Below are 13,345 nucleotides of genomic sequence, written 5' to 3' on the forward strand. Positions count from 1 at the left end.
GATACGGCAATTTATGGCCTTATCCCCTTCGGTTAAAACGCCATACCAGCTCCCTGTTGATTTTATTACTAATCCCTTCATTTGCAATGCAAAGATAAGGGCTAGATTATGGTTTTTGCAATTAAGCGACTGATTAATTCCTATTATTTTAATAATACAAACTTTAATAAATTGCTTTAATTAGCTTGTAAACTTAAAATTCAGTATCTAATATTAGAAAGCACATGGATTACATGTCTTATTATTTAATGACGATTAGCCATGATTTTTATTGTGAATACTAAATGTGGAATTTATTGTTTGCCCTATCTTACATAAAGTTTATTTCGTACTATCTCTAACTATTAAAGAACTTTTGATGATGACTTTATTAGTTAAGTCGTCTAAATGTTTTTTCTCAATCAATCTTATTAAAATTGATGCTGCTTCCCGTCCGATTTCAAATGCAGGCTGCGAGATAGTTGTAAGAGATGGATATAGTAAGGCGGCTATATTTAAATTAGAATAACTTAAAACTTTAAGATCATTAGGGATTTGTACATTTAATTCATGGCAAACATGGTAAGTTGCTATTGCAAGTTTCTCTACAGAGGCAAAAATTGCATCTGGTCGATCTTTTGAATTCATGAGTTTACGTATTATTGCCAAATTCTCATCATTATTGTCAGAGCATTCGATAATATTTCCTGCATCAAATTTTTCTGTAGTTTTTTCAAGAGCATTGATATAACCATTAATGCGTTTTTTCATTATTGATAAATGCTTTGAAGTAGATAAAAAAACGATCCTTTTACATTGGGCATCAATTAGATGCTGCGTAGCATTATAGCTACTTTCGTAATTATCGGTGGTTACGGTAGGGAAATCCAGATTTTCATCAACTCTATCAAAAAATACTAAAGGGATATTATTGTCTCTAAATTCAGCTAGGTGTGCGTGATTGCTTACCTCACTGCAAATGGACATTAAAACACCATCTACCCGCCCACTCCTAAGGTGTTTGATGGTAGAAATTTCATTTATTAAATTTTCATGTGTTAGATATGTTAAAATATCATAAGCCTTTTCTTGGGCAATACTTTGAATGCCATCAATAGCTAATGAAAAAAAGTTGTTGCAGATTTCAGGAATCACAACAGCGATGGTTTTACTATTTTTTTTTCTTAGACTACTCGCAAATGGATTCGGCTGATAATTCAGTCGCTCTGCAAGTTCTTTAACTTTCTTTTTTGTTTCAGAACCAATTTCATAGCTATCCCCTAAAGCTTTAGACACTGTAGAAATAGATAGTTTTAACTCTTCTGCTAATGTTTTTAGGTTCGTCTTTTTCATGGTTTTAATTACTAAGATATACCTTTTAATTGAATCAAATTAGAATACTTTTTTGGTTTAGACGAAATCGTTTTCGCATATTGTCATCTTAAAATATTAAAAAAAGGTAGAGATTTAGGTTAAAATTTAATTCTAATATATTGTTTTTTCATGCTTAAATATATTCTTAAAGCGGAGTCTTTTGCTGACAAAACAGCAATAATCTTCAATAAACAAAGCTATAGTTATACCGAATTATCAAGGGTCTCAAAATACGTATCAGCTAATTTGCTTGAAGAAAAGAATGATTTATCTGAAGACAGAGTAGCTTTTATGGTAAATCCCGGTTTTGATTATGTTGCTACCCAATGGGGTATTTGGCAAGCGGGGGGAGTTGCCGTACCACTGTGTGTAGGCCATCCTTTAAATTCATTAGAATATGTGATCAAAGATTCGGGAGCTAAAATAATAATTGCTGATGAATGTTATCTGGAGTTATTACAACAATTAGCTCAAGACGAAGGCATTTTACTTTATTCAACATCATCGATTCAGCAAATCAAAAAATTAAAATTGCCGCAATTAGATAATTCACGAAAGGCAATGATTTTATACACAAGTGGTACTACAAATCTGCCGAAGGGTGTAGTTAGCACATTTTCGAACTTAGAGGCGCAAGTAGATACCTTATTGGAGGCTTGGGAATGGCAAGATTCTGATCATGTTTTGTGTTTACTTCCTCTGCATCATGTGCATGGAATAGTTAATGTAGTTTGTTGTTCCTTGGCCGCTGGAGCTACCTGTCAATTTCTAGATAAATTTTCGCCAGAAGCAATTTTTAACATATTTAAACAGCAAGAAGTAAATGTTTTTATGGCTGTTCCTACTATTTATTTCAAGTTAATTGCTTTTTGGGATACTTTAAGTCCATCGGAACAAGAATCCATTAGATCCTATTTTGAATATTTCAGACTTATGGTTTCTGGTTCAGCAGCTTTACCAGTAACAGTTATGGATCGATGGGAAATAATTTCAGGGCATACTTTGCTGGAGCGATATGGGATGACTGAGATAGGGATGGCGATAAGTAATTCATACCGTGGTGAACGATTGGCTGGTTTTGTAGGAAAAGCTCTGCCTGGCGTAGAGGTAAGATTGGCTTCTGATGATGATCATGTAGTTACGGGTGAACCTGGAGAGATCCAAATCAAAGGAGCTAATGTATTTGTTGAGTATTGGCAGCGGCCAGATGAAACTATAAAATCTTTTACAGCTGACGGTTGGTTTAAAACTGGTGATATTGCCATTTTGGAGAATGATAATTATAAAATATTGGGCCGGAATTCTACCGATATTATTAAATCGGGTGGTTACAAAATATCAGCACTTGAAATTGAGGAAGTATTACGTACTCATCCTGCAATAGCTGATTGTGCAGTAATGGGTATCGAAGACCAGGAATGGGGAGAATTAGTAGTTGCGGCATTAGAAGCAAAATCAAACACGGATATAAAAGAAATCAATACTTGGATTAGAGATAGAATGGCTTCTTACAAAACACCAAAGCGTTATATTATTGTATCGGAATTGCCTAGAAATACAATGGGTAAGGTTATAAAAAGTGATGTTAAAACTTTATTTTAACTTAAAATTTAAACTGTATGAAAATTTATGGAGTAGCTTTATTGGGAGTTTGTTTCTTATTGGGCCAATTGCTTGGAGAATATATTGGCGAATTGATTAATATGGATGGGAATGTGGGGGGCGTTGGCTTTGCGATGATTCTCTTTATTTTCTTACAAGAATGGATGAAGAAACGTAAACTTGTTGATAAAGAATCAGAAAAGGGTGTTTTATTTTGGAGCGCCATGTATATTCCAGTGGTTGTTGCAATGTCTGCCACTCAGCATGTTAAAGCTGCTCTAACTGGTGGTTGGGTTGCGATTGCGGTTGGTATTATTGGAACGCTCGTTAGTTTCACCTTAATTCCTCTAATTGCACGTTTAGGTAAACCTAAGCCTATTTTAAAGGATGATTTAAATATTTAATTGTTTTAGAGATGGAATTGTTTAGTAGTATTTTGGAGAAAAACAATTTAATTTTTGCTTTCTTTTTTGTTGGAGGCCTGATTTTTATTTCTTTTTGGCTGTCAAAAAAATTAACAAATAATAGAATACCTGGATCGGCATTAGCTATCACTATTGGGCTTTTTTTGGCCTATTTTGGTGGTAAAAGGGGTATTGCTGATATTCCAATGTTTTCGGGAATGGCTATACTTGGTGGGTCAATGTTCAGAGATTTTTCAATTGTTGCCACAGCTATGGGTGTAAGTTTTTCAGAAATTAAGAGGTCGGGTTTAGTTGGAATTTTTTCTTTGTTTATTGGCATTATTGTATCTTTCTTAGTAGGAGGTAGCATAGCTTATGTAATGGGTTATACAGATGCTAAAAGTTTTGCAACAATTGGTGCTGGTGCGTGTACATTTATTGTTGGACCAGTAACTGGATCAGCTGTCGGTGCAAGCTCAGATGTTATCGCAATAAGTATTACAGTTGGAGTTATTAAATCAATTTTAGTTACTATACTTACTCCTGTTATTGCAAATAAAATTAGCCTAAATAATCCCTATACAGCAATGATATACGGGGGCATTTTGGGTACTACAAGTGGTGTAGCTGCAGGCTTAGCTGCAACTGATGAAAAGCTAGTGCCTTATGGGGCTTTAACAGCCACATTTTACACTGGTTTAGCTTGTTTACTTTGCCCTTCAATTTTATATTTTATTATAGATTTTTTAATATAATTTCATGAATTTACGTCACTATTTACCTCTAATTGCAATTTCAGCATTGGTTTTATGCCTAAATGTTAATTGTTCTCCACTCTATAGATATCGTAATAGCACGAGTACTCCAAAATGGGCGAATGATATTGCTAATTTTGAAAAAGTCAACAAAGAGCAAAAATATCCTGATGATGCTATTTTATTTACAGGTAGTTCAAGTATTAGAAAATGGACGACAATTGAGGAAGATATGAAGCCTTATTCGGTAATTTCGAGGGGCTTTGGGGGTTCTAAGATTGAAGATCTGGCCTATTATTTAGAGCGAATAGTTTATCCACATCGATTTAAAGCTATTGTTATTTTTAGTGGGACAAACAATCTTACGGGTAAAAAAAACGACTCTAAACCTCAAGATGTTTTGGAAATGGCCCAATTCATTAAACGCAAAATCAGGGCCAAATATGCTAATACTCCTGTATTTTGGATTGCTATTACACCAACAAATGCGCGTATTAATGCTTGGGATAATGTGCAGGAAGCTAATCGCTTAGTGAAAAATATGTGTGAGCGTACTTCTAATTTCCATTTTATAGAAACAAAAGATTATTATTTGGGTGCAGATGGCAAGCCCATTAAAGACTTGTTTGTAAAAGATCAAATTCATTTGAACGAGGAGGGTTATGCTATTTGGACAAAGATTATAAGAAAGGAGTTAGACACTCATTTAAAATAAATGTTTAACTCATTCTTTGATAACATGTTTTTTATTGTTGTACTAGGCTAGGTTTAATCTTTCCACTTTTAACATCATTCGGCTATTGAGCCATTGAATTCGCAAATAGTTAAATAGTGCTGAATATTTTGGCGCTACTCAATAAGCTTTTTATTATTGTCTGTAAGTTCAGGTCATGCCAGCCTATTTTTATTTTAACTTGAAGGCTTATAATTTATGCACTAGTTTTAGTGATGTTTTCTAATTTACCTCTATCTCTTTCTAAGTATTTCTGAAAATATTGATATTTTTTGCTAACTATTATTAAGTAAAAAATACCAATAAAACTATTAGATAAAATATGGTTGGTTCTCTTTAAATAATAGGAGAGAATTAAAATTTACTAAAAAGGCAGCTAGATACATTATGTAGTTCTGAAAAAAGGTGGAAACAGCTATTGCCACAGTTTTTTTCAACAAATCAATATATTTTATACTATTTGCTCAAAAAACGTTTTCGTAGATTTTTCTTAATTATTACTCAATAAAAGTGTCCAAAGTTCTACAGACAGAAAAATTTAGATAGTTTTATTAATTATAATTTATTGTGGTTAAATATGTTAGCTATAAGTTGGGCAATTAAAATGTCCAATTCACAAAATTATATTTCTAATTTTTTAATAAAAACATTTTTAATAGGTATTTAAAAGACAAATTGAATAATGAAAAAAACTTTTAAAAAACGCGTATTACCCTTAATAATTCTGCTTGTATTTGGTGGTATTAGTCCGCTTTTCTCGCAAATTATCAAAGTAAGTGGGGTGGTAAAAGATGCGAGTGGCGAAACGCTGCCAGGTGTTAATGTTAAAGTCAAAGGCAACACTAAAGTTGTCATTACTGATATAAATGGGAAATACCAGATAGATGTACCTGATGTGCAATCGGTTTTGGTATTTACTTATATCGGTTATCTGAGCCAGGAACGAGTTGTAGGTAAAAATACAATCATGTCTGTCACTTTATCTGTTGAATCAAAAAGCCTTGGTGAAGTGGTAGTTATTGGATATGGTGAGGTTGCTCGTAGAGACTTAACAGGTTCAGTTGCATCAGTTAAAATGAATGAATTGCAGAAGGCACCAGTTAGATCATTTGAAGAAGCTCTAGGTGGGCGTTTAGCCGGTGTAAATGTGACTTCATCTGATGGTCAGCCTGGATCAGCCATTAATATTGTTATTCGAGGGAATAATTCAGTTACTCAAGATAACTCCCCTTTGTATGTTATAGATGGTTTTCCTATTGAGGGACCAGAAAATAACAGCTTAGATCCAAATGATATTGAGTCGATTGAAGTCTTGAAAGATGCATCTGCTACCGCAATTTATGGTTCTCGTGGTGCAAATGGTGTAATTTTAATTACTACTAAAAGAGGTAAGGAAGGTAAAACAGTAATTTCATACAAAGGGTCATATGGCACTCAAGAAATATTGCAACGTATGGAAGTGTTAGGTGCTTATGATTATATCAATTATCAGATTGCCAGAAATGGAACGGCTGCTGGTAATATTTATATCGGGCCTGCAACTCCCCAAAATGGCTGGACAAGCAATCGTACGTTAGATTATTATAAAGATGTCGAAGGAATTGATTGGCAAGATAAAATTTTTAGAAATAGTCCAATGGCTACCCATTCACTTTCAATAAGTGGTGGTACTTCCGATACAAAATATTCCATTTCAGGATCAATGCTAAAACAGGATGGAGTAATTATTAATTCGGGTTATGATCGTAAACAAGGAAAGTTTACAATTGATCAAAATGTTAATCAGAACTTAAAAGTTGGTATAACAACCAATTATAGTATGCTTAAAGGTTTTGGAACTATACCATCTGAATTGAACGGTTCTGATAATCGGACTAGCTTGCTAAACAGTGCTTGGGGATATCGTCCTATAACACAGGGTAATTTAGCAGATCTTGAAGAAGAAGACACGGATGAATTGTTTGATCCTACATCGGCCAATGGATTGTTTAATCCAGTTACTTCGGCTGTAAATCAGCTTAGAAACCGTAAGAACACGGTATTGACATCCAACGCTTTTATGGAGTATAAGTTTTGGAAAGATTTTAAACTGAAAATTACTGGAGGCTTTACTCAACAAACCAACAGAAATGAAAATTTTAATAATTCTCAAACCCGTTCGGCAAGTCCCAATACTGTTTCTGGAAGAATTAATGGTGTAAATGGATCAATTGACGTAATTGAACGTAATAGCTATCTTAATGAAAACACATTAAATTATTCAAAGCAATTTAATAAAAATCATAAGCTAGATGTGCTTGCAGGTTTCACCATACAAGGTTCTAAATTCAATTCTACAGGTATAAGTGCAACCTTTATACCTAATGAAAGCTTGGGCTTAAGTGGTATAGATGAGGGGATACCAGGTTTCATGGGCGCCGCACTTTCTGAAAATAAATTGGCTTCATTTTTAGGTCGTGTTAATTATAATTTTAAATCTAAATATCTATTTACCGCCTCTGTAAGATCAGACGGTTCATCTAAATTTGCTGCAGAAAACCGTTGGAGCTATTTTCCAACAGGAGCTTTTGCGTGGCAGCTAGGTAATGAGCCATTTATGAAAAACCTTAGGTTTATTTCAGAGGCTAAACTGCGCACAAGTTTTGGTGTTACTGGTAATAACCGAGTATCTGATTTCGCCTCTCTTCCTAAACTGAGTTTGCAAGCTATCAGTGCTAACGTAACGCCATATTATCCATTCAATAATTCATTAAGCAATGGCGCATGGCCATCAGATTTAGGAAATAATTTATTGAAATGGGAAACAACGGAGCAAGGTAATATTGGTTTCGACTTAGGTTTATTTTCTAATCGTATATCTATTGAAGTAGATGTTTACCGTAAAGTAACTCGCGATCTATTATTAGATGCTAAATTGCCCCCAAGCATGGGCTATACTAGTGCATTTAAAAATATTGGAAAAGTTAGAAATCAAGGTTTAGAGTTTACATTAAATACAGTCAATTTAGATTCTAAAAACTTTAATTGGAATTCTAATTTCAATATTTCATTCAATAGAAATCAAATATTAGGATTGGCAGAGAACCAAAGTTCATTATTAACCCTCGTAAACTGGGATAATCAAAGTAATCCCAAATGGCGCGATATCCCAGCTTACATCGCCAATGTTGACGAGACAATTGCTCAATTTTATGGTTATATCTGGAAAGGAAACTATCAGTTGAGCGATTTTAATGAAACTAGTCCGGGAGTTTATGCACTTAAAAGTGGTGTTGCAACCTACGATTCAAAAGTGAAACCAGGATGGATTAAGTATGAAGATATAAATGGTGATGGAGTAATAGATAGTAAGGATCTAACAGTCATAGGCAATCCAAATCCGGATTTTATTGGGGGCTTCTCAAATAACTTCCGATATAAAGGATTTGACTTGAACGTATTCTTCCAGTTTTCATACGGAGGTGAGGTGCTTAATGCAAATCGATTGCAATTTGAAGGGGGTAATGGTACAGCCACTCAAAATCAATTCGCAACTGTGAAAAATTCTTGGACACTAGAAAATCAAAACAATGATATGTTCAAAGTTGGCGGTCAAGGCCCACGTGCCTATTCAAGTCGTGTAATTGAAGATGCTTCATTTATAAGATTAAAAACGCTTTCCTTAGGATATAATCTTCCAAACAAATACCTAGATAGAATCAAACTTAAGAGTTTAAGATTATATGCTGCAGCTCAGAATTTATATACTTGGACCAAGTATTCAGGTTTAGATCCTGAAGTTTCAGCCTTTAGCTCAGCGCTTACACCGGGCTTCGATTATTCAGTTTATCCACGCGCCAAAACCATCACATTTGGCTTAAATGTTTCATTATAATTATATAGTATCAATTATGAAAAAGTTCAAATATATTTTCTTGAGTTTGGTGCTTATTACTACTAGCTCATGCAAGAAATACTTAGAGACAGTTCCACAAGATTTTATCTCTCCTGTTAATTTTTACAGTAGTGAGCGAGATTTAAATATGGCACTTGCAGGGGTCTATGATGCTTTTGCTCAAGATGGCACCTATGCTCGTAATTTAGCACTCGAATTAACAAGTGGTACGGATGAAAGTTTCCGTAAGCGTGACGATGCAACCATTTTTGTACATAAATACAATCACGATGCCAACGAAACTCAGTTAGGAGCCACATGGAGACAGCTTTATGATGCAATAAACAGAGCTAACTTACTCTTGGCAAATATTGATAAGCCTGCTATTGATATCGCTAAAAAGAATAATATCAAAGGACAAGCTTTGTTCTTAAGAGCGCACGCCTATTTCTTATTGGTGAGTTTATGGGGTGATGTGCCCTTAATTATTGAACCAGTTACTTCGGCAGTAGAGGTAAATAGGGCTAGAACAGCATCAGCAACAGTTTATGCTAAAATTTTAGAAGATATGACAGCTGCCGAAGCCATGGTAAATGCATTTGCCCACCCAGGAACAATTTCTAAGTCGGTAGTGCAAGGAATGTTAGCCCGTGTATGCTTAAAAATGGCAGGTTTCCCATTAAATGATGTTTCTAAATATGCACTCGCAAAATCATGGGCCGAAAAGGTTATCCTATCTGGAATCCATGGTCTTAACCCAGACTATAAGCAAATATTTATCAATCAGTCGGCTGATTTATACGATCTTACCACTAAAGAGACGATCTGGGAAATTGAGTTTTTCGGTAATAATGTAGGTACTACCAAAGAGGGTGGCAGACATGTAAATCAGCAAGCCATTAGGTTTACTGGTGCTGATGCAGGATTGGGTACTGCAGGCTATGGATATGCCGCTATAGCACCTAGTGCTACTTTATTTAAAAGGTATGGCACTTCCATTACATTAACTGATGTGAGAAGAGATTGGAATATTGCCCCATTTAGATATACCTCTAATACCAACTCAACACCAGTTAATCATTTAGCAACAGAATTCTACAATCGTGATTCTGGAAAATGGAGAAGACAATATGAAGTGGTTATTCCTAAAAGCGCCGACTGGTCGCCAACTAATTTTCCGATGCTTCGTTACTCAGATGTTCTGTTGATGTACGCTGAGGCTGAAAATGAACTTAATGGACCATCAGCTCTTGCTTTACAATATTTTAATGCGGTGAGGAAACGTGCTTTCGCATCTACTACCTATCCAATTATTGATGCAGCTAATCCTCTGGCAGAAGTTAGAGTTGATTCAAAAGAAAACTTTAGAAATGCAATTATGAGTGAAAGAGCTCGTGAATTAGCATTTGAAGGATTAAGAAAAATGGATTTAATACGTTGGAAAGTTCTTATTCCTGTGTTAAAAGCTGTAGAGGCAGACATTAAAACATCTGCTTCAACTGCCCTGAAATATAGTGCAGTTGGTTATACAAACGCTGCGGATAAGCATTATTTATTGCCTATTCCAACTCTTGAATTATCTCTAAATAAAAGTATGACGCAAAATCTTGGCTGGTTTTAATCAAATTTGAATTATTTAAGGGCACATAATTTTGGAAGTAGTATGTTTTATATTCAATTTTTATCGAAAAAATGGAGTGTTTGAACCTACTTGCCTTAAGCATAATTTCCCTTGAGAATATTCATTTTTATGCGATGAAAATCAGTAAACTGTAACTCCTCTTTGATAGTGATGACGAATTCATCACTATCAAAGAGGTCAGTTTATTAAGGAATCTTCTTATAAAGGCCACTTTTGTAATTACTTATCCCACTAGTTATAGCCTAGCTAAAACGGTAGTGATTACTGTTATGTTCAACCCAAATTTATCACTAAAAGATTTTGTTGAAAACACAAATGGTAAATCCAATGGATAAATTTAGATTTTAAGGCTACGTAAATATTTTTATTTCATTTTTTATGATTTTTTCTTAGTTTATTATGGCTGGATTTCAGCTAGTTGTATAGTGGAGATCTATAAAAGAAAACTTGTCTTTTAGTAATAAGGTTAGCCCTCCAAATTGATCAAGGTTTGGTAAGATATTAGCCAGAAGATTCAGTCGATAATTGCATCCACTCAACTTCAAAATCCATGGTTTTTTATTGGGTCTTAATTTCGCCTAATCGATGATTATAATACCTTTTCGGGCTATTATCATGCCGACATTTTTTTTCAACAGTTTGGAATTTAAACCTTAAATATGTTTTTATGCTTTAAGAGAGCAGCATTTTTCTAATACACCTTTTTTCAAGGTGGAATTAGCGTGATAGGATTTACTTTGAAAAGCAGTCTGTCAAAAAACAGATCTTGAAAATTGCAATCGTTTTCGTAAATATTTAGGCCTAAAACCTCTGTTCATTTACATATTGTTTGCATATTTAATCTGACTTGGTTGTTTTTACACTTAAAGTAATTTTTAAATTTTTAAAATAGCATTGATGTATAATTATTTATTCGCGCGTTCATTGTTGTTTCTAGCAAGTTTCTTGTTGAGTTGCAATATTTTGTTGGCTAATATGCAAACAGATTCGGTAATTGTTTATGCCAAAGTGCGTTCAAAACAAGACAATCAAATTAGCTTTAGTGATTGGCGTAGCTTTCCAACGAGGACAGTGGCTAGCTTATCAAGTAAATTAAGTAATCAGAAATCCATAACTAATAAATATGGAAGTCAGCAAAACATCAAAACAAAAAGCACGGGTTTCTTTCGGACTGAAAAAATCAATGGGAAATGGTGGAGTATAGACCCTGATGGCTTCGCAGGTTTACACATTGCTGTAAATAGTATTCAACAAGGTAAGTCTGATCGAAACATCAAGGCTTTTAAAACTGTTTTTGGTAATGATTTTTCTTGGATAAAAGCCACCCTGGATACGCTCTCCAGCAGGGGCTTCAACGGTGCTGGTTCTTGGTCTGATACTGACGCTATAATTGCTTACAATAAAAGTTCAAAAAAGCCTATTGCCTATTCTGTTATGCTAAATATGATGAGTGAATATGGGAATAAGAGAGGTGGTACTTATCAAGAAGCTGGGCATAAAGGCTATCCTAAGAATACCATATTTGTTTTTGATCCTGAATTTGAAGTTTTTTGCGATCAATTTGCTCAAAAAATTGTTAAATACCGCAATGATCAAAATTTATATGGATATTTTACAGACAATGAATTGCCTTTTAGCCTTAAAAACTTAGAATCATACCTCAGTCTTCCCCAAACAGATCTTGGCTTTCAGGCTGCAAAAAAGTGGTTGAGTTCTCGAAATGTTGAACCTCAAAATATTAGCGATCAGGATCGAGCAGATTTCCTCGGATATATAGCGGATAAATATTTCGCTACAGTGAGTGCTAGTATTAAGAAATATGATCCTAATCATATGATCTTGGGTAGTCGTTTTTATACTGGAGAGAAAAATGTTCAGCAATTTATGGAGTCTGCGGGTAAGTATATTGATGTGGTTTCAGTTAACTATTACGGTACTTGGACTCCCTCACAACAAAGTATGAAAAATTGGGAAAAATGGTCTGGGAAACCCCTTATCATTACTGAGTTTTATGTGAAGGCGGAAGATTCTGGCCTTCCTAATCAATCTGGAGCGGGATGGGTAGTCAAAACACAGAATGATAGAGGCTTATTTTATCAAAATTATTGCTTGAGTTTACTCGAATCTAAAAGTTGTATCGGATGGCATTGGTTTAAATTTCAAGATAATGATCCGAAATATACCAAAGCTGATCCTTCGAATAATGATGCGAATAAAGGCATAGTTAACAATGATTATCAATTTTATAGTCCATTATTAAAATCCTTTAAAGATTTAAATATCAATAGCTATTTAATTTTAGAATACTTTAATAAAAACAACGATGTTAAACAGAAATAAAAATATACTTCTAATTGTTCTATTGTTTTTAATCTGTTCAGCAAGTGTTTTTGCGCAGAAGGATGCTGTAAATATTTATCGTAAAGGATGGATAGATTTCAATAAGAACGGAGTTAAAGATTTGTTTGAAGATCCAAATCAAGCCGTAGATATTAGGATTAAGGATTTACTTTCACAAATGACACTGAATGAAAAGTCAAATCAATTAGCCACTTTATATGGTTATGGTAGGGTTTTGAAAGATGAACTACCAACAGAATCTTGGAAAACTAAAATCTGGAAAGATGGCATCGGCAATATTGATGAGCATCTCAACAACACAACCTTTAGACCTCAAACATTTACTAAATATTCTTTTCCTTACAGTCGCCATGCTGGTGCCATAAACCAAGTGCAAAAATGGTTTGTTGAAGAAACTCGTTTGGGTATTCCTGTTGACTTTACAAATGAAGCTATTCATGGTTTGGCCAATGAAAAGGCTACCAGTTTACCTTCTCCAATTAGCATGGGTAGTACTTGGAATAAACAATTGATAAATAAAGCGGGTCATGTTATTGGGCGTGAAGCAAAAGCTTTAGGCTACACCAATGTGTATGTTCCTATTTTGGATTTAGCTAGAGACCCTCGCTGGGGACGTGTTGT

General features: G+C 34.4%; 9 protein-coding genes. 8 read left to right on the forward strand and 1 reads right to left on the reverse strand.

Annotated features, from left to right (window positions below; genetic code table 11):
• Positions 1-321: 321 nt before the first annotated feature.
• A complete protein-coding gene (locus tag ACILQF_RS04750) occupies positions 322-1,332 on the reverse strand; it encodes a LacI family DNA-binding transcriptional regulator (protein WP_395626268.1) in 1,011 nt (336 codons plus the stop codon).
• A gap of 150 nt (positions 1,333-1,482) precedes the next feature.
• On the opposite strand from ACILQF_RS04750, the gene ACILQF_RS04755 reads away from it, so the two are divergent.
• The 8 genes from ACILQF_RS04755 to ACILQF_RS04790 all read left to right on the forward strand — a co-directional run.
• Positions 1,483-2,955 (forward strand): acyl-CoA synthetase, encoded by a 1,473-nt coding sequence (locus ACILQF_RS04755; protein WP_395626269.1) that lies wholly within the window; start codon positions 1,483-1,485, stop codon positions 2,953-2,955.
• A 17-nt stretch (positions 2,956-2,972) separates the two neighbouring features.
• Complete coding sequence (madL, locus tag ACILQF_RS04760) at positions 2,973-3,359, forward strand: malonate transporter subunit MadL (RefSeq protein ID WP_395626270.1); 387 nt, start codon at positions 2,973-2,975, stop codon at positions 3,357-3,359.
• 11 nt (positions 3,360-3,370) lie between these two features.
• A complete protein-coding gene (gene madM, locus ACILQF_RS04765; protein ID WP_395626271.1) occupies positions 3,371-4,114 on the forward strand; it encodes a malonate transporter subunit MadM in 744 nt (247 codons plus the stop codon).
• Between the two features lie 4 nt (positions 4,115-4,118).
• A complete protein-coding gene (locus ACILQF_RS04770) occupies positions 4,119-4,829 on the forward strand; it encodes a GDSL-type esterase/lipase family protein (RefSeq protein ID WP_395626272.1) in 711 nt (236 codons plus the stop codon).
• 700 nt (positions 4,830-5,529) lie between these two features.
• Positions 5,530-8,721: a SusC/RagA family TonB-linked outer membrane protein gene (locus tag ACILQF_RS04775; protein WP_395626273.1), complete on the forward strand. Its 3,192-nt coding sequence runs from the start codon at positions 5,530-5,532 to the stop codon at positions 8,719-8,721.
• A 16-nt stretch (positions 8,722-8,737) separates the two neighbouring features.
• A complete protein-coding gene (locus tag ACILQF_RS04780; protein WP_395626274.1) occupies positions 8,738-10,342 on the forward strand; it encodes a RagB/SusD family nutrient uptake outer membrane protein in 1,605 nt (534 codons plus the stop codon).
• Between the two features lie 918 nt (positions 10,343-11,260).
• Positions 11,261-12,703 (forward strand): hypothetical protein, encoded by a 1,443-nt coding sequence (locus tag ACILQF_RS04785; protein WP_395626275.1) that lies wholly within the window; start codon positions 11,261-11,263, stop codon positions 12,701-12,703.
• Positions 12,687-13,345 (forward strand): glycoside hydrolase family 3 N-terminal domain-containing protein (locus ACILQF_RS04790; RefSeq protein ID WP_395626276.1); only part of this gene is annotated, 659 nt, incomplete at its 3' end. The genes ACILQF_RS04785 and ACILQF_RS04790, both read left to right, overlap by 17 nt.

It is taken from the genome of Daejeonella sp. (assembly GCF_044232565.1).
In the GTDB taxonomy this organism is placed as follows: domain Bacteria; phylum Bacteroidota; class Bacteroidia; order Sphingobacteriales; family Sphingobacteriaceae; genus Daejeonella.